The organism is Lysobacter sp. Root667, from assembly GCF_001427715.1.
Lineage (GTDB): Bacteria > Pseudomonadota > Gammaproteobacteria > Xanthomonadales > Xanthomonadaceae > Lysobacter.
This window is the reverse complement of the sequence record NZ_LMHF01000012.1, coordinates 59,419-77,500: the sequence shown is the minus strand read 5'-3', so window position 1 is coordinate 77,500 and position 18,082 is coordinate 59,419. Positions and strand designations below refer to the sequence as shown.

Genomic DNA, 18,082 nt, shown 5'->3' with positions numbered 1-18,082 from the left:
CGCGGTCGCGGACGGTTTGCACGTGCGCCGACGATGACGTGACGTCGTCGGCGGGTGCGGTCCGAACGGGATGGCATCATGTCCGCACCCGTTTTTCCGCACCCGTTGTCCGCACCTTTTTGGATCGCAATCGCATGCCGTGCCCCGCGTCGGCCCTGGCCTCGTCGTATCGAAACGCGCAACCGCAGCGGCGCTGTCTTGCGGTCGCCTGCGGCCTGTTCTTGAGCGCGCTGCTAGCCGCGCCGGCATCGGCGCAGCAGGCCGTGCCGGACGCGCGCACCCTGGACACGGTCGAGGTGGTCGCGCCGCGACGCCCCCTGGCGAGTTTCCCGGGCGCGGTCACCGTGATCGACGGCGAAACCCTGCGCGCCGGCCAGCGCCAGGTGAATCTGTCCGAGGCGCTCGCGCGGGTGCCCGGAATCAGCGTGCTAGACCGCCAGAATTACGCCCAGGATCTGCAGCTGCAGAGCCGCGGCTTCGGCGCGCGTTCGACCTTCGGCATCCGCGGCATCCGCCTGGTGGTCGACGGCATTCCGGCTTCGGCCGCGGACGGGCAGGGCCAGGCGGCGACCTTTCCGCTGGATGCGCTGGATCGGATCGAGGTGCTGCGCGGTCCGCTGGCGCTGCAGTACGGCAACGCCGCCGGCGGCGCGATCGTCGCCGCGACCGATCTGGAACGCCTGCGCGGCGCCAGCTTGCAGGCCTGGGGCGGCGATCACGGCAGTTTTCGTCTGAGCGCGGTGGCCGACGCGGCCAGCGACGACGGACGCTGGCGCGGCCGGGTCGGCGCCAGCCGCTTCCGCACCGACGGCGAACGTGAGCACTCCGCCGCGCAGCGTACGCAGTTCGACGCGGTGGCCGAGTGGGCGCCGCGCGAGGGCGAGCGCCTGCGCCTGGTACTGAATTCCCTGTCGCAGCCCGACACCCAGGACCCGCTGGGCCTGGACCGTGCCGGCCTGCGCGCCGATGCGCACGGCACCGACGCGGTCGCGCTGCGTTTCGACACCCGCAAGCGGATCGAGAACCACCAGGCCGGTCTGCGCTGGCAGCGCGACTACGCGCCAGGGCGTGAGTTCTGGATCGGCGGCTACCGCATCGAGCGCGACGCGCTGCAGTACCTGGCCTTGCCGGTGGCGGCGCAGACTGCGCCGGGCAGCGCCGGCGGCGTGATCGATCTGGGCCGGCAGTCGACCGGCATCGACGCCGGGCACCGCTGGCGCGGCGCGCGCGGCGCGTTCGCGCTCGGGGTCGAACTCGCGCGCCTGGACGAGGACCGTCGTGGCTACGAGAACTTCGTCGGCGACCGGCTCGGCGTGCGCGGCCGGTTGCGGCGCGACGAGCGCAACCGCATTTCCGACCGCGAGCTGTACGCCATCGGCGACTACGCCCCGGCGCCGGGCTGGACCGTACTCGGCGCGGCGCGGCATGCGCGACTGGATTTCCGTTCCGACGACCGCTACTTCGCCCCGGGCAACGGCGACGACGGCGGCGCTGCCGACTACCGCGAAACTTCGGCGGCGGTCGGCGTGGCGCGCGCGTTCGCGCACGGCGAAGCTTTCGCCAGCGTGGGCCGCGGCTTCGAAACGCCGACCGCGACCGAACTGGCCTATCGAGCCGACGGCAGCGCCGGCTTCAACCGCGAACTGCGGCCGGCGCGCTTCGACACCGCCGAACTCGGCCTGCGCTGGCGCTACGGCGGTGGGCGCTTCAGCGTGGCGGCGTACCGGGTCGAAGGCGAGCACGAGATCGTGCCCGCCGACAGCCGCGGCGGCCGCGCCAGTTTCGCCAACGCCGGCCGCACCCGCCGCGACGGTATCGAACTGGGCCTGGACGGCGCCTGGGGCGAGCAGTGGCGCTATGCGGTGGCGGCGAACTGGATCGACGCGCGCTTCGAACAGAGCTTCGCTTACCGCGTGCAGGGCGCGACGCGCACGGTCGCGGCCGGCAACCGCGTGCCCGGCGTGCCGCGCGCCGACGGCTACGCCGAAATCGCCTGGCGTTCGCGCGAGGGCGCCTTGGCTGCGGCGCTGGAAGGGCGTTTCAGCGACCGCATCGCGGTCGACGATCGCAACACCGACGCCGTCGCCGGCAACGCGCGCTACGCGCTGCGCCTGGAATGGCGCCCGCGCAACGCGCGCGGCTGGCGCGGCTTCGCGCGCATCGACAATCTGTTCGACCGCGACTACGTCGGCTCGGTGATCGTCAACGAAGGCAATGCACGCTACTTCGAGCCCGGCGCCGGCCGCGGCTTCACTCTAGGCCTGGCCTGGGACGCCGTGCCGCGCGCCGACTGAGCCGCGAAGCTCAGGCCAACCAGCGCAGCAGCTGGCGATAGACGCCGGCGTCGCCGAGCAGTTCCAGATGATGCACGCCATAAGCGATGTGCTGGCGGGACTTGGCGATGCGCAGATCGTAGGCGCGATCCGGGTGCCGGCCCAGCGCGCTGGCGACCGGGACCAGACCGTCGCCCTTGGGCAGTTCCCCGTCGCCCGGCATGGCCTGCGCGCTGGCGGTGCTCGCGGCGATCGCATGGCAGCGCACGCCTTTGGGCAGCGGCGAGGGCAAGCGGCCGTCCTCGTGGCCGTCGCCGTCCGCGTCCAGCCAATCTTCTTCGCGCACGTTGCCATGGCGCAGGTCCTGGATGCCGGCGCTGCGGACCTTGCCCAGGCGCGCGAACGGCGCGGTATAGGGGCTCAGGCCGATCAGCCGGTCGACCCAGCTGCCGGCGCGTTCCAGCGGCGCGCCCTGGTGCGGGGTACCGAGGAAGACCAGCCGATCCAGTCGCGCCAGCCAGTCCGACTGCTCTTGCTGCGCGACCAGGCAGGCGCTGCGTGCGACCAGGCCGCCCATGCTGTGGCACAGGATCGCCAGCCGCTCGACCGGCACCGGCCAGTGCTGCAGCAGTTGCTCCATCAGCGCGGCGAACTCGCGCCCGTTGACCGAGATATGCCGGCCGCTGTTGTAGTGCAGGTACAGCGGCGTGTAGCCCAGCTCGCGTGCGAGCGCGGCACCGTGGTCGTGGCCGGCGTACTCCCATTGCAGGTCGTTCATGCACAGGCCGTGGACCAGCACCAGCAGCTTGCCGCCGGCCTCGGGCAAGGCCGCCGCCAGCTCGCGGCGGCGCAGCTTCAGCGTCACGCCTTGGTGGCGCAGGCGCATTTCGATCGCCAGCGGATTGCGGGTCGCGTCGAGGTGGTCGCCGAGCACGCCGTTGACGGCGGCGACCACGGCTTCGCGTTGCGGCGGTGGGCGTACCACGTCGAGCAGCGGCGCGAGCTTGGCGAAGGCCAGATCGAGGCCGTCGCCGACGAAACGGGTGACCCCGCGCACGCTGCGGTAGACCAGGCCGGCGATGCCGGGGGCCGGGCCGGCGGCGGCGTCGCCGAGCACGCCCGGCAGCCGACTGATGTTGGCGTGCATCGCCTCGACCAAGTCGGTGACGCCGGTGATCGCGTCGATGGTCAGGCGGTTGACGCCGCGCAGGTCGTTGCCGTTGCGCGCCCGGCTGCGGCCGGACGCGGATGGGGAGCTCGGCATGAGGGCCTGCGCGCGCTGTGGATACGATTCAGCGTATAGCACGCGGGCGGCGTCGCCCGCAGCGGCTTCAGACCAGTCCGGTGGCGTAGTACAGGCTGATCACCACGAACACCGCCAGGGTCTTGACCAGGGTGATCGCGAAGATGTCCTTGTAGGCCTGGCGATGGCTGAGGCCGGTGACCGCCAGCAGGGTGATCACCGCGCCGTTGTGGGGCAGGGTGTCCATGCCGCCGGAGGCCATGGCCGCGACCCGGTGCAGCACCTCCATCGGGATGCCGGCGGCGTTGGCGTTGGCGATGAAGGTCTCCGACATCGCCGCCAGGGCGATGCTCATGCCGCCGGAGGCCGAGCCTGTGATGCCGGCCAGCGCGGTCACGGTGACGGCTTCGTTGACCAGCGGGTTCGGGATCGAGCTCAGCGCATTGGCGACGATCAGGAAGCCCGGCAGCGCCGCGATCACCGCGCCAAAGCCATATTCGGAGGCGGTGTTCATCGCCGCCAGCAGAGCGCCGCCGATCGCCGACTTGGTGCCTTCGGCGAAACCGGCCATCACCGGCTTCCAGGCGAAGGCGAGCACACTGAGGATGCCGATCAGCAGCGCGCCTTCCACCGCCCAGATCGCCGAGACCTTGGCCACTTCCTGTACCACCGGCGCGGTGTTGCCGATCACCGCCGGGTCGAAGCTGTGGCTGGCGCCGTAATAGCTCGGTATCCACGAGGTCAGCAGCTTGTTGGCGACGCCGACCAGCAGCAGCGGCAGGATCGCCAATGCCGGATTGGCCAGCTTTCCGCCCACGAACGGCGCCGGTTCGTTGAGCAGTTGGTCGCCGTAGCCTTCGCCGGCCTTGAGCGCGCCGCGCCGGCGCCAATTCAGATAGCTCAGGCCGACGATCAGGATGAACACGCCGCCCAGCGTGCCCAGCCACGGCGCGGCCCAGGCGTTGGTGCCGAAGAACGAGGCCGGGATGATGTTCTGGATCTGCGGCGTGCCCGGCAGCGCGTCCATGGTGAAGGTGAACGCGCCCAGCGCGATGGTGCCGGGGATCAGGCGCTTGGGGATGTCGCTCTGGCGGAACAGCTCGGCCGCGAACGGATACACCGCGAACACCACCACGAACAGCGACACGCCGCCGTAGGTCAGCAGCGCGCACACCACCACGATCGACAGCATCGCGCGCTCGCGGCCGAGCAGGCGGATGGTCGCGGCCACGATCGCCTTGGAGAAGCCGGACAGCTCGATCAGCTTGCCGAAGATCGCGCCGAGCAGGAACACCGGGAAGTACAGCTTGAGGAAGCCGACCATCTTGTCCATGAACAGGCCGGTGAACATCGGCGCGACCAGCGACGGATCGGTCAGCAGCACCGCGCCCAGCGCCGCCACCGGCGCGAACAGGATCACGCTGTAGCCGCGGTAGGCCACGAACATCAGGAAGCACAGCGCGGCCAGCACGATCAGAAAATCCATTGAACAGTCCCAGTCCCGTCTGCGGGCGGTTGTCCCCGCGTAGGGGCGCAGTGTCCGCATCGCGGCGGCGCGCGGGCATTGTCCGAAGGTACAGCTGCCGCCGGCCGCGGCCGCCTCCTAGTCTGTGCCGCATGACGGGAATGCCCGTCCGCCGCCTGCGCGGGTCGCACCGCCGCCGGCGTCACCTTGAGGAGGAGAGCATCGTGATCGGACGTACCACCATGAGCCGTCGCAGTCTGAGTCTGGCCATCGCCTGCGCGCTGTTGGCGCCGACGGCCTGGGCGCAGGAGGCCGCGCCCGCCGCCGAAGGCAGCCAGGCCAAGACCCTGGGCTCGGTCACCGTCACCGCGCGCAAGCGCGAGGAGACGCTGCAGGAGGTGCCGGTCGCGGTCACCGCGTTCACCGCCGATTCGCTGGATCGGCTCAACGTCGAGGACCTCAGCGACCTCGACGCCCAGGTGCCCAACCTGACCATCTACGCCGCGCGCGGCTCCAGCAGCACCATCACCGCCTACATCCGCGGCGTCGGCCAGTCCGATCCGCTGTGGGGCGTGGATCCGGGCGTGGGCATCTACATGGACGACGTCTACATCGCGCGGCCGCAGGGCGCGCTGCTGGACGTGTTCGATGTCGACCGCATCGAAGTGCTGCGCGGCCCGCAGGGCACCCTGTACGGCAAGAACACCATCGGCGGCGCGATCAAGTACATCTCGCGCGGCCTGCCGACCTCGTTCGACGGCTTCGCCTCGGTGACGGTGGGCAACTACAACCAGCTCGACGTCAAGGCCGCGATCGGCGGCCCGATCGGCGGCGACGACGCGCTGCGCGGCCGGATCGCGGTGGCCAGCCTCAACCGCGACGGCTTCGGCGAGAACGTGGTCACCCACCAGGACGTCAGCGACAAGGAAATCCTGGCCCTGCGCGGCCAGCTCGGCGCCTACGTCAGCGACGACCTCAACATCCAGTTCGCCTTCGACTGGATGGACGACCAGTCCGGCGTGCGCGGCGCCAAAATGCTCGGTGCGAACCGCTTCGCCCCCGGCACCCAGCCCTTGAACAGCCGCTACGACGTGCGCAACGGTATGCCCAACGTCAACGACACCACGATCAAGGGCGCCTCGGTCGCGGTCAACTGGAACGCCAACGAGAACTGGGGGTTCAAGTACGTGCTGGCCAAGCGCGAGTCCGACACCGAGACCAACATCGACTTCGACACCCTGCAGAACAAGATCGCCGACGTGAAGGCGTTCTACAGCGACCAGCAGGTCAGCCACGAGCTGCAGGCCAACTACGACGGCGGCGGCCGCGCGCGCGGCGTGATGGGCATCTACGCCTTCGACGGCGAGGCCGGCGGCCAGGTCCTCAACAACTTCTTCAACCTGTCCTTCGGCGACACCCAGGGCATCGTCTACACCAAGAGCATCGCCGCCTACGCCGACTGGACCTTCGACCTGACCGAGCAGCTCAAGCTCGACGTCGGCGTGCGCTACACCGACGAGGACAAGCGCGCCAAGGTGCTCAACCGCGGCTATCGCGACGCCAGCTTCACCGTTCCCAACGGCGTGGTCGCGGCCAACTTCGACAAGCGCATCGGCTTCAAGAACACCTCGCCCAAGGTCTCGCTGGACTACCAGATCACCCCGGACATCCTGCTCTACGGCCTGGCCACGCGCGGTTTCAAGTCGGGCGGCTACAACATCCGCGCCCAGGCCACCGCGGTGCCGCGCTCGGCCGAGCCGTTCGACGACGAGGTCGTCGACAGCTACGAGATCGGCAGCAAGATGTCGTTCCTGGACCAGACCATGTTCTTGAACCTGGCCTACTTCCACAACAAGTACAAGGACATCCAGCTGTCGGTGTTCACCGCCTACGACAGCAACGGCGACGGCACCAACGATGCCTTCTTCGGCGACTTCACCAATGCCGGTTCCGGCACGGTCGACGGCCTGGAAGTCGAGTACCAGTGGCTGCCGAACCAGAACTGGCTGATCTCCGGCAACCTGGCCTGGCTGGACGCGAAGTACGACGAGTTCCTGTACGCCGGCGTCAACATCGCCAAGGAGCAGGAGTTCACCAACGCTCCGGAATTCTCCGGCGCGCTCAACGTCGAATACCGCACCGACCTGGCCAGCGGCGGCAACTTGGCCGCGCGCGTGGGCTACAGCTACCAGAGCGACGTGGTCGCGACCACCGAGATCGTGCGCACCGGCGCGGTGCCGATCACCCAGGACGGCTACGGCCTGATCAACGCCGGCGTGACCTGGAAGAGCGGCGGCCCGTGGACGGTATCGCTGCAGGGCACCAACCTGGCCGACAAGGAATACCGCACCACCGGTTACAGCCTGAACTCGGCCCTGGGCGTGTTCACCGGTTTCTACGGCGCGCCGCGCCAGTACACGCTGTCGGTGCGCTACGACTTCTGATCGGCAGCGGCGGCGGATCGAACACGTCCGATCCGTCGCCGCAGGCCAAGGGGAGGGCGGTGGTTCGCGGTCGAGCGCCCGTCTGGGGAGACCGGGCGCTCGATCGCGGCTCACTTCGCTCCCGCACGGGGATACGCCGTCCGTTTCGACCCGCCGCCAGCGATCCCGCGGCCTTCTGTGGGAGCGGCGTGAGCCGCGATCGCTTTCCCCGCGCCGCGCCATGCAAGGCCGGCATCGCCGCCGCCTCCGCCGCATCCGCCGCATCGCCTGCGTCGCGCCCTGGCCCTGATCGCCGGCTACGTTATTCTCAGCCGATGCCGCCGCAACGCCACCCATGCTGAGCCTCACCGCCGTCGCCCTGGCCAGCATGGCCTGGCTGGCGCTGATGTTCGGCACCGCGCTCTACGCCGAGCGCCGGCCGGCCGTACTGGCGCGGCATTGGCGGCATATCTATTCCCTGTCGCTGGCGGTGCACTGCACCTCCTGGACCTTCTACGGCACCGTGACCCAGGCCGCGCGCTACGGCTGGCCGCTGCCGCCGACCTTCCTCGGCTCGATCCTGCTGTACGCGCTCGCGGTCGGTTTCATGATGAAACTGGTGCGGCTGGCGCGCGAGACCAACGCGACCTCGCTGGCGGACCTGATCGCGACGCGATTGGGCAAGGATGCCTGGCTGGCCGCGACCGTGACCCTGATCGCCGCGCTCGGCCTGATCCCCTACATCGCGCTGCAGCTCAAGGCCGTGGCGATGAGCTTCGCGATGCTGACCACGCGCTCGCCGGATGCGGTCGCATCGCCGGCCTGGCAGGACAGCGCGCTGTACGTGGCGCTGGCGATGGCGCTGTTCGCGATGCTGTTCGGCACCCGCCGCGCCAGCGCCGCCGAGCACAACCGCGGCCTGGTCCTGGCGATGGCGTTCGAGTCGGTGTTCAAGCTCGCCGCGATGCTGTCGCTGGGCCTGTTCGTGTGGTTCGGCCTGGACGTGCCGACGACGGCGGCCGCGCCGCCGCCGCCCGCGGACCCGGCCGGCGGCTTCGCGCCGCTGGTGCTGCTGGGCGCGCTGGCGATGTTCATCCTGCCGCACCAGTTCCATGTCGGCGTGGTCGAGTGCCGCGACGAGGGCGACGTGCGCACGGCGCGCTGGCAGTTTCCGCTGTACCTGGTGCTGATCGCGCTGCCGGTGCTGCCCTTGGCCAAGGCCGGGCAGGCCTTGCTGGGCGGCAGCGGGGTGCCTTCGGATCTGTACGTGCTGGCGCTGCCCTTGTCGCAGGGGCACGAAGGGCTGGCCCTGTTCGCGTTCCTCGGCGGGCTCAGCGCAGCCACCGGCATGGTCGTGGTCAGCACGCTGACCCTGAGCCTGATGATCGGCAACCACTGGTTCGCGCCGGGTCTGCTGCGCGGGCTGTGGTCGCGCAACGACGGCAGCGATCTGCGCGGTCACGTGCTGGCGCTGCGCCGCAGCGGCATCGTCGTGATCATGCTGCTGGCCTGGGCTTACAGCCGCCTGATCGCCGGCAGCGAAGCGCTGGCGGACGTCGGCGCGGTGTCGTTCTCGGCGCTGGCGACGCTGGCGCCGGCGCTGGGCTTCGCGGTGTGGCGGCCGCAGACGCCGCCGCGCGCGGCGGTGATCGGCGTGCTTGCCGGTTTCGCCGCCTGGGCCTGGGTGCTGCTGCTGCCGATGATGCTGTCGGCGCGCGGCGTGGCTCCGGCCTGGCTGGAGAACGGGCCGTTCGGCCTGGGCTGGCTGTCGCCGGAAGGGCTGTTCGGGCTCACCGGCTGGAGCCGGCTCGGGCGTGCGGTCGGCGCCAGCCTGTTCGTGGGCACGCTGACCACGGTGATCGCGGCGGTGTGGCGGCGCGAGGCGCCGCGGCGCGCGCAACGCGGCCTGGACGTGCAGACCCTGCGCGACACCGGCCTGCGTTTCCTGCCGCGCGAGCGCGTCGCGCAACTGCTGCAGGGCGTGCCCAGCGGCGAAGCGGTGGCGGCGCAGATCGAGGCCCGGGTCGAACGCGAACTCGCGGCGGTGCTGGGTTCGGCCTCGGCGCGCGTGCTGCTGGACGCCGCGCGCCGCGACGCCGGACGCGATCTGGACACGGTCGCGGCGATCGTCGGCGAGGCTTCTGCCGACCTGCGCTTCAACCAGCGCGTGCTGGAAGCGGCGCTGCAGAACATGAGCCAGGGCATCAGCGTGGTCGACGCGCAGTTGCGCCTGGTGGCCTGGAACCGGCGCTACGCCGAGCTGTTCGATTTCCCGCCCGAACTGCTGCAGGTCGGGCGTCCGATCGCCGAACTCTCGCGCTGGGCCTTGCAGCGCATGCCGCCCTCGGGCCGGCCCTTGCAGGGCCAGCTCGAACGCGCGCTGGAACGGCGCCTGGCGTTCATGCGCGCCGGCACCCCGCACCTGTCCGAACGCGTGCTGCCCGACGGCAGCATCGTCGAGATCCGCGGCAACCCCATGCCCGGCGGCGGCTTCGTCGCCACTTTCACCGACGTCACCGCGTTCCGCCGCGCCGAGGCCGGGCTGATCCAGGCCAACGAAACCCTGGAACAGCGCGTGATCGAGCGCACGACCGATCTGGAGATCGCCAAGGGCGAAGCCGAACGCGCCAACGACGCCAAGAGCCGCTTCCTGGCCGCGATCGGCCACGACCTGATGCAGCCGCTGCACGCCGCGCAGTTGTTCGCCGACGCGCTGTCGCAGCAGGTGCAGGGCGCGCAGCAGCGCGAAACCGTGGCCCAGATCAGCGGCGCGCTGGATTCCACCGGCGACCTGCTGACCGGCTTGCTCGACATGTCGCGCCTGCAGGCCGGCGGCCTGGTGCCGCAGCCGCGCGAGTTTCCGCTGGCCGAGGTGCTGGAGCCGCTGGCTTCGGAATTCGGCGCGATCGCGGCCGCGCGCGGGCTGCGCTTCCGCTTCATCGCCACCGACGCCTGGATCCACAGCGACCCGCAGCTGCTGCGCCGGGTGCTGCAGAACTTCCTCGCCAACGCGGTGCGCTACGCCCTGCGCGGCAGCGTGCTGCTGGGGGTGCGTCGCGACGGCGGCCACCTGCGCATCGAAGTGCACGACACCGGCCCGGGCATCGCCCTGGAACATCAGGTCGCGATTTTCGAGGAGTTCCGCCGTGGCGAAGACGCGCCTGGGCAGGGCCTGGGCTTAGGTCTGTCGATCGCCGACCGCATCGCCCAGCTGCTGGATGCGCCGCTGAGCCTGCGCAGCCATCTCGGCCGCGGTACCGCATTCGCGGTGCGGGTGCCGCGGGTGCCCGCGCGCGGCGCGCATACCGGCGCCTACGCCGGGGCGCATCGCGCGCGCGGCCGCGCCGGCCTGCGCGTGCTCGCGGTCGACAACGATGCGCAGGCGCTGGCGGCGCTGGCCGAACTGCTGCGGCGCTGGGGTTTCGAAGTCGCGACCGCGGCCGACGGCGAGCATGCCCGGCAGCTGATGCACGATGCGCCGGCCTCGCTGTGGCTGTTCGACTACCATCTCGACCGCGGCGATACCGGCGTCGCCCTGGCCGAACGCCTGGCGGCTGAGTTCGGGCCGCGGCCGAGCCTGATCCTCAGCGCCGACAGCGGCGAGAGCGTGCGTCGCGCCGTGCACGAGGCCGGGCTGTCGCTGCTGACCAAGCCGCTCAAACCGCTGGCGCTGAAGTCGGTGCTGGACCGGATGCTGGCGGCGCGCGAGTTGGAGTGTTCGTAGCTGGAGTCGGCTGCGGTCACTGCAGCGCCGTATCCGAGTTGTCGGGTGGGCATCGAGTGCCGGCTCTCGCAATAGCGCGATGGGCGCTCGACCCGCATCCACGCAGTCGCGCCGCCATCGACCTCCGTTCCTCGCAATGATGCGATGCGCAACGTCCCATCGATGAATGCGACGATTTTCTTGCGCTGCGTCCAGGAATCGCGCATCGCCGCGGCTTTCCGGCGACCTGCGGCCCGGGCCTGAGATAGGGTCCGCCCGGCAGGGGGTTCGCGTTTCAAAGGAGAGGAACGATGAAGACCAAGTCGATGGTGCTGTCGTATATGTTGGCGGCCGGTATCGGCCTGTTCGCGGCGCTGCCCGCGCAGGCTTCGTGTCAAAGCATCTGCGTGCGTCTGTACAACATCTGTCTGGCCAGCGGCGAGACGCCGGCCGCGTGCGAGGCCGAACGCGCGGCGTGCTTCGCCGATTGCGGGTCCGGGGGCGGGGCCATGGCCCTGACCCTGCAGCCGCACAAGCAAACGTGCGAGGCGGCGGCGCAGCGGGCGCAGTGCGACTACCGCGCGCCGCAACGGCTGCGGTTGAGCGCGAGCTGATTCGGGTCCGGATCGGTTCCGGATTGGGCCCGCGTCGGGAGCGGCGTCCATCGGCGCCGCTCCCCTTGCTGGGTATCCCTGCTTCCTGTGGGAGCGGCGTAAGCCGCGATCGCGGCATTCAGTAACGACGCAAGCTCGCTCGCCCATGCTCTGCTTTGCATGAGGAGCCGAATCTCGTCGCCGGAGGAGTGTCCTTATCGCGGCTTACGCCGCTCCCACAGGAAGCGGCGGCATCGCTCAGTCGGCGATCCGGCGCGCCGGATCGCTGAGTTCGAGTTCGCGCAGGACCACGCCGGCCTGGGTGCGGTTGCGCACGCCGAGACGGTCGAAGATCGCCGACAGGTGAGCCTTGACCGTGCGTTCCTGCACGTCCAGGCGGTCGGCGATCTGCTTGTTGAGCAGACCGTCGGCGACCAGGGCCAGCACCCGGAACTGCTGCGGCGACAGGCTGGCCAGGCGCGCGGCGAGGTCGGCGTCGGCCGTGGCGCTGTCGGTGCGCGCGACCGCGGCGCGCAGCGAGGCCGGCAACCATTGCTCGCAAGCCAGCACGGCACGGATCGCGTCGCGCAGCTCGTCCAGGCCCGAACTCTTGGGCAGATAGCCGGCGGCGCCGTGGTCGAGCGCGCGCCGGACCACGCGTGGGTCGTCGTTGGCCGAGACCACGACCACCGCCACGCCCGGGTACTGGGCGCGGATCGCCGCCAGTCCGGCCAGGCCATGGTTGCCGGGCATGTGCAGGTCGAGCAGGACCAGGTCGATCCCCGGTTCGGCGTCGAGCACGGCGAGTACGCCGTCGAGGGTGTCGGTCTCGCGCACCTGGGTGTCGGCGACCGCGTCCGCGGCGGCCTGGCGCAATGCGGCGCGGAACAGCGGGTGGTCGTCGGCGATCAGCAGGGTCGGCATCTTCGCTAGCCTAGCGCACCGGGCCGCCGCGCACGGCGGGCCTGTACGAAAGTACGATGAGGGCGCAACGGCGGCTTGCTACGCTCGGCGTATGAATCCGCCCAATAGAAAGCCGCCCGTCCTGCGTGCCGCCGCGGCCTGCGCCGCACTGCTCGTTCCCTTCGTGCTCGCCGCCTGCGCCAGCGGCGGCGCGCGCCTCGCCAAGGAGTCCGCGCCGATGTTCACCGCGCAACGCGTCAGCGAGCACCGCGGCGACGACGATCTGCTCACCGCCGGCCTCGGCTTGGCCGGGCTGCGCGCGCTGGCGCCGCCGGCGTTCGCGCAGGCCGACGCGCCCAGCGTGGCGGAGCTGCGCCGGCGCGCGATCTGGGCCAACTGGCGTGGTATCGCCGACCTCGCTCCGGGCGGTGGTTACGGCGAGCTCTACGGCAGCACCGTCGCGGTGCCGGGCCGTGAGTTCAGCGCTCTGGCCACCGTGCCCGGCGCCAGCAAGCCGCACCGCGTGCTGGTGCAGGTGCCGGACGGCTTCGACGCCGGCAAGCGTTGCGTGGTGGTCGCCGCTTCCTCGGGCTCGCGCGGGATCTACGGCGCGATCTCGGTCGCCGCGGCCTGGGGCCTGCCCAAGGGCTGCGCGATCGCCTACACCGACAAGGGCACCGGCACCGATTACTTCGATCTGGACGCGGGCGAGGGCGTGCGCGCCGACGGCACGGTCGGCGCGCGCGACGCGACGCTGGCGTTCCCGCCGGACGCGGCCGTCGGCGTCACCGGCATCGCCTTCAAGCACGCGCATTCGACCGACAACCCCGAGGCCGACTGGGGCCGGCACGTGAAGCAGGCCGCGCAGTTCGCCTTGCATGCGTTGGACCAGGCGCTGCCGCAATCGGCTCCGTTCACCTTCGCCAATACCCGGGTGATCGCGGTCGGTATTTCCAACGGCGGCGGCGCGGTGCTGCGCGCGGCCGAACTCGAAGGTGACTGGTTGGACGCGGTGGTCGCCGGCGAACCCAGCGTGCTCGCCGAAGGCGGCCGCGCCCTTTACGACTACACCACGCAGGCCGCGCTGCTGATGCCCTGCGCGCTGCTCGATCCCGCCCTGGGCCCGCTGCCGCAGCCGCCGCTGGCGGCCCAGGTCGCGCCGCTGTGGACGCAGCGCTGCGCCTCGCTCAAGGCCGCCGGCCTGGTCGAAGGCGACGACACCGCGGCGCAGGCGCGTTCGGCGCACGAGCAACTCAGGGCCCAAGGCTGGACCGAGCAGGCGCTGCGCTCCGGCGCGCTGTCGGTCGGTTTCGACCTGTGGCGCGCGGTGGCGGTCACCTACGCCTCGGCCTACGGTCGCTATCGCGTCGGCGAGCACCCCTGCGGCTATTCGTTCTCGGCCTTGAATCCGGATTTCAGCCCGCGTGCGGCCACCGCCGCCGAGCGCGCGGCGTGGTGGGCCGATGGCAGCGGCATTCCGCCGGGCGCGGGCGTGGGCATCGTCGATAGCAAGATGCAGCTGCCCGATCCCGGTTTCGCCGGCCTGCAATGCCTGCGCGCACTGTGGCAAGGGCAGGGCGCCGACGCCGATCGCGTGCGCAAGGGCGTGGCCGAAACCCGCGCCGGCCTGCCGCGTGCGGGGCTGCCGGTGCTGGTGATCCACGGCAGCGACGACGGCCTGATTCCGCCCGCGTTCACCAGCGCGCCCTACGTGCGCCAGGCCCAGGCGGCCGGACGCGACGTGCGCTACTGGCAGGTGCGCAACGCCCAGCACTTCGACGCCTTCCTCGGCCTGCCGGACTACGGCGCGCGTTATCTGCCGCTGCTGCCCTACGTGTACGAGGCGCTGGATCGGGTCTCGGCGCACCTGGACAGCAGCGCGCCGCTGCCGGCCGACGCGACCATCGCGACCGTGCCGCGCGGCGCCGGCAAGCCGATATCGGCGGCGAATCTGGCGATGCCGCGCTGAGGCGCTCGCGGCCTCGACCGGGTCGAGGCCGTCCTGTGACGACAGGAACGAGCTCAGTCGCGTTCGCCAGCCCGCGTCATCGCGACTGACCTCGCTCTCAGCAGACGCCGCCATGACGGGCCGTCGCGGCACGCCCTGACATAGGGCTTCCGCGTCAGATTCCTGTCCGCTCAGCGCATCGCCGCGGGCAACCGCGCCCCTCCGCCCATTCGTCAAGCCCTTGCCTGCCTCGCACCGCCTTTGGCAGGCTGTCGGTTTCCACCACCGGTCCTCGTCCGCGACGGCCGGCCCAGGGAGCGCCGCATGAAGCGCCATTTTTCGATGCTCCGCGATTTCCACCTTGCGGACTGGTTCACCCTCGCCAACGCCTTCTGCGGCACCGGCGCGATCTTCGCGGCGATGCGTTTCCTGCAGGAGGGCGGGGTGCGCGATCTGATGATCGGCATGGCCCTGATCCCGCTGGCCTTCATCTTCGATGCGCTGGACGGCCGCGTCGCGCGCTGGCGCAAGTCTTCGTCCACGCTCGGGCGCGAGCTGGATTCGCTGGCCGACGTGATCTCTTTCGGCGTGGCTCCGGCCGCGCTGGCCTACGCCTGCGGCCTGCAGGGCGGCTGGGACTGGGCGGTGCTGAGCTACTTCGTCGGCTGCGGCGTGAGCCGCCTGGCGCGCTACAACGTCACCGCCGAGGCGCTGGCGGGCGAGGACGACAAGGTCAAATACTTCGAAGGCACGCCGATCCCGACCAGCCTGCTGCTGGTGGTGGTGCTGGCGGTCGCGGCCTGGCAGGGCGCGATCGGCCAGGATCTGTGGCTGGGCGTGGTCCGGCTCGGCCCCTGGCAGTTCCACCCGCTGGTGCTGATGTTCGCGCTCTCGGGCTCGCTGATGATCAGCAAGACCTTGCGCATCCCCAAGCCCTGAACGGGTCCCCCGGCGCGTGCGCGCGAGCCACGGCGCGGCGCGGCGCGAGCGACCTGGGTCGCGATGGGGCCTGCGGCCTTCTATGCCGCCACGACCGTTGCCCGCATCGACCTTAGGGCGATGCGAGGCGGCTGATTCGCCCGATCGCGTGCCGCCCGGCACAGGCTGACGCGACGCAACATCGCGTTGTTATGATCGACCCAAACTTGGAGGGTGCGATGGCCAATCACGGATTCGGCGGTTTCAAGCCAGGCGGCGGCTTCGATGCGGGCAGCTTTGGACAGGGCGGCCTTGGACAGGGCGGCTTCGGACAAGGCGGCTTCGGACAAGGCGACTTCGACGCGGTCGCGCGCCAGTACTGGAACGCCTGGGGCGAAATGATGCGCGGCGCGCCCGCGCCGACCCAGACCGCGGCGCCAGGCTGGAACGAGGCCGTGCAGTGGTGGTCGCAGTTGGCCCAGGGCGGCCGCAGCGAGGCCAACGAGGCGCTGGAGCGTTTCAACACGCAGGCGCGCGGCTGGTTCGGGCAGATGCAGCAGCTGGCGGCGCAGTTCGCCGGCCGCGACGCCTCCGCCGGCGACATCGCCCAGGCCTGGAAGCAGGCGCTGGGCGGCGCCGGCGCCAATCCCTTCGCCGACGTGTTCGGCAGCATGCGCGGCCCGGGCCAGAACGATCTTTCGCAGTGGCTGGAACAGGCCGCGCCATATCTGCAGCAATGGCAGCGCGATGGCCAGTCCTGGCTGGGCATGCCCGCGTTCGGCTTCGCCCGCGAGCACCAGGAACGCCTGCAGGCGCTGGCCTTGGCGCAGTCGAACTACCAGCAGCAAAGCCAGGCCTACAACGCCCTGATGGCCGAAGCCGGGCAGAACGCGTTCGCGCGCTTCGAGGACAAGCTCGCCGAGCGCAGCGAACCGGGCCGCCAGCTGCAGTCGGCGCGCGCGCTGTTCGATCTGTGGATCGACGCCGCCGAAGACGCCTACGCCGAGATCGCGCTGTCGCCGCGTTTCCGCGACGCCTATGCCGCGCTGGTCAATTCGCAGATGAAGCTGCGCGGCGCGATCCAGACCGAAATCGAGCACGCGACCGGCCAGTTCGGCATTCCCACCCGCACCGAGATCGACGCCGCGCACCGCAAGATCGTGCAGCTGGAACGCGAAGTGCGGCGCCTGCGCGACGCCATCCAGGCGCCGGCGCCCGCGCGCGCGAACCCGCGCACGAGCGAGCCGGCCGCCAACGACGCTGCGCGCGCCAAGCCAGTACCTGCGCCTGCACCGAAACCAGCGGCGACGGCGAAGCAGGCCAGCGCCAGCAAACCCGCCGCGAAGAAAGCCGCCGCGAAGAAATCGGCGATCGCCCGTCCGCAACCGCCGGCGCGGCCGGTCGCGAGCAAGGCTGCCGCCAAGCAGGCCAGCAAGCCGACCAAGGTGAGCAAGCCGGGCAAGGCCGGCAAGACCCAGGGAGCGCGCTGACATGACTGGTCCGATCCAGTTCACTCCCGAATCGCTGGCCCAGGAAGCGATGCGCACCCAGGCCAAGCTGCGCGCCGGCCTGGACACCTTGCGCGAGGTCGACGACGTCGACTACGGCGCGACCCGCAAGGAAGAAGTCTGGCGCGACGGCAAGGTCGTGCTGTACCGCTACCGCGGCGAAACCGCGCCCACGGCCAAGGTGCCGCTGCTGATCGCCTACGCCCTGGTCAACCGGCCGTACATGGTCGATCTGCAGTCGGACAAGTCGATCGTGCGCGGCCTGCTCGAGCGCGGCGAGGACGTCTACATCCTCGACTGGGGCTACCCCGACCGCTCCGACCGCTACCTCGAACTCGAGGACTACATCCAGCGCTTCCTCGGCGGCGCCGTGGACTACCTGCGCGGCGCCCACCGCATGGATGCGGTCAACCTGCTCGGCATCTGCCAGGGCGGCGCGTTCTCGCTGTGCTACAGCGCCCTGAACCCGGGCAAGATCCGCAACTTCATCGCCATGGTCACGCCGGTGGATTTCCACACCGGCGACAACATGCTGTCGAACTGGACCCGCAACCTCGACGTCGATCAGTTCGTCGACACGCTCGGCAACGTGCCGGCCGACCTGATGAACTGGTGCTACCTCACGCTCAAGCCCTGGCGCCTGTTCGTGCAGAAGTACGTCGGCCTGGTCGACATCCTCGACGACAAGCGCGCGCTGGAGGATTTCCTGCGCATGGAAAAGTGGATCTTCGACTCGCCCGACCAGGCCGGCGAAGCCTTCCGCCAATTCATCAAGCAGTTCTACCAGGGCAACGGCTTCGTCAAGGGCGGCATCGACATCGGCGGGCGCGCGGTCGACCTGCGCTATCTGGACATGCCGGTGCTGAACATCTACGCCGAGCAGGACCATCTGGTCCCGCCCGACGCTTCGCGCGCGCTGCGCGGGCTGGTCGGCACCACCGACTACACCGAACTCTCGTTCAAGGGCGGCCACATCGGCATCTACGTGTCCAGCCGCGCCCAGCGCGAAGTGCCCAGCGCGATCCACGAGTGGCTGGAGCAGCGCTCGCGCTGAAGGCCGGAGGGCAGGGCCCGGCTTCAGGGCCCTGACGCCTGCGGCACGACA

Annotated in this window: 11 protein-coding genes; 8 read left to right on the top strand and 3 right to left on the bottom strand. The window is 70.6% G+C overall.

The window, feature by feature from the left end; all coding sequences use genetic code 11:
* Positions 1-221: 221 nt before the first annotated feature.
* Entirely contained in the window at positions 222-2,294 is a 2,073-nt protein-coding gene (locus ASD78_RS11795) for a TonB-dependent receptor (RefSeq protein ID WP_162250166.1), read from the top strand.
* A gap of 10 nt (positions 2,295-2,304) precedes the next feature.
* Here ASD78_RS11795 and ASD78_RS11790 read toward each other — a convergent pair whose 3' ends face one another.
* Positions 2,305-3,537 (bottom strand): alpha/beta hydrolase, encoded by a 1,233-nt coding sequence (locus ASD78_RS11790; protein ID WP_056101601.1) that lies wholly within the window; start codon positions 3,535-3,537, stop codon positions 2,305-2,307.
* A 67-nt stretch (positions 3,538-3,604) separates the two neighbouring features.
* Entirely contained in the window at positions 3,605-5,002 is a 1,398-nt protein-coding gene (locus ASD78_RS11785; RefSeq protein ID WP_055899712.1) for a GntP family permease, read from the bottom strand.
* Between the two features lie 221 nt (positions 5,003-5,223).
* Between ASD78_RS11785 and ASD78_RS11780 the strand changes: the two genes are divergently transcribed.
* The 3 genes from ASD78_RS11780 to ASD78_RS11770 all read left to right on the top strand — a co-directional run bounded on the left by ASD78_RS11780 (position 5,224) and on the right by ASD78_RS11770 (position 11,721).
* Positions 5,224-7,425: a TonB-dependent receptor gene (locus ASD78_RS11780; protein ID WP_056101596.1), complete on the top strand. Its 2,202-nt coding sequence runs from the start codon at positions 5,224-5,226 to the stop codon at positions 7,423-7,425.
* 334 nt (positions 7,426-7,759) lie between these two features.
* A complete protein-coding gene (locus ASD78_RS11775; protein ID WP_056101592.1) occupies positions 7,760-11,128 on the top strand; it encodes a PAS-domain containing protein in 3,369 nt (1,122 codons plus the stop codon).
* Between the two features lie 290 nt (positions 11,129-11,418).
* Positions 11,419-11,721: a hypothetical protein gene (locus ASD78_RS11770; RefSeq protein WP_056101589.1), complete on the top strand. Its 303-nt coding sequence runs from the start codon at positions 11,419-11,421 to the stop codon at positions 11,719-11,721.
* Between the two features lie 237 nt (positions 11,722-11,958).
* Here the strand turns inward: ASD78_RS11770 and ASD78_RS11765 are convergent, their stop codons facing one another.
* A complete protein-coding gene (locus ASD78_RS11765) occupies positions 11,959-12,624 on the bottom strand; it encodes a response regulator transcription factor (protein ID WP_056101586.1) in 666 nt (221 codons plus the stop codon).
* Positions 12,625-12,715: 91 nt separating this feature from the next.
* On the opposite strand from ASD78_RS11765, the gene ASD78_RS11760 reads away from it, so the two are divergent.
* The 4 genes from ASD78_RS11760 (at position 12,716) to ASD78_RS11745 (ending at position 18,031) form a co-directional block, all read left to right on the top strand.
* Entirely contained in the window at positions 12,716-14,572 is a 1,857-nt protein-coding gene (locus ASD78_RS11760; RefSeq protein WP_082575588.1) for a 3-hydroxybutyrate oligomer hydrolase family protein, read from the top strand.
* 303 nt (positions 14,573-14,875) lie between these two features.
* Positions 14,876-15,490: a CDP-alcohol phosphatidyltransferase family protein gene (locus ASD78_RS11755; protein WP_055899699.1), complete on the top strand. Its 615-nt coding sequence runs from the start codon at positions 14,876-14,878 to the stop codon at positions 15,488-15,490.
* A gap of 218 nt (positions 15,491-15,708) precedes the next feature.
* Positions 15,709-16,959, top strand: a complete 1,251-nt coding sequence (gene phaE / locus ASD78_RS11750; RefSeq protein ID WP_056101581.1) for a class III poly(R)-hydroxyalkanoic acid synthase subunit PhaE — start codon at positions 15,709-15,711, stop codon at positions 16,957-16,959.
* Position 16,960: 1 nt separating this feature from the next.
* Complete coding sequence (locus ASD78_RS11745; protein ID WP_055899693.1) at positions 16,961-18,031, top strand: class III poly(R)-hydroxyalkanoic acid synthase subunit PhaC; 1,071 nt, start codon at positions 16,961-16,963, stop codon at positions 18,029-18,031.
* Positions 18,032-18,082: the final 51 nt, after the last annotated feature.

Bases quoted from the DNA above. Each gene is read 5' to 3' on its own strand.
- ASD78_RS11790 (WP_056101601.1), bottom strand. From the start codon at position 3,537: ATGCCGAGCTCCCCATCCGCGTCCGGCCGCAGCCGGGCGCGCAACGGC.
- ASD78_RS11785 (WP_055899712.1), bottom strand. From the start codon at position 5,002: ATGGATTTTCTGATCGTGCTGGCCGCGCTGTGCTTCCTGATGTTCGTG.
- ASD78_RS11780 (WP_056101596.1), top strand. From the start codon at position 5,224: ATGAGCCGTCGCAGTCTGAGTCTGGCCATCGCCTGCGCGCTGTTGGCG.
- ASD78_RS11775 (WP_056101592.1), top strand. From the start codon at position 7,760: ATGCTGAGCCTCACCGCCGTCGCCCTGGCCAGCATGGCCTGGCTGGCG.
- ASD78_RS11770 (WP_056101589.1), top strand. From the start codon at position 11,419: ATGAAGACCAAGTCGATGGTGCTGTCGTATATGTTGGCGGCCGGTATC.
- ASD78_RS11765 (WP_056101586.1), bottom strand. From the start codon at position 12,624: ATGCCGACCCTGCTGATCGCCGACGACCACCCGCTGTTCCGCGCCGCA.
- ASD78_RS11760 (WP_082575588.1), top strand. From the start codon at position 12,716: ATGAATCCGCCCAATAGAAAGCCGCCCGTCCTGCGTGCCGCCGCGGCC.
- ASD78_RS11755 (WP_055899699.1), top strand. From the start codon at position 14,876: ATGAAGCGCCATTTTTCGATGCTCCGCGATTTCCACCTTGCGGACTGG.
- phaE (WP_056101581.1), top strand. From the start codon at position 15,709: ATGGCCAATCACGGATTCGGCGGTTTCAAGCCAGGCGGCGGCTTCGAT.
- ASD78_RS11745 (WP_055899693.1), top strand. From the start codon at position 16,961: ATGACTGGTCCGATCCAGTTCACTCCCGAATCGCTGGCCCAGGAAGCG.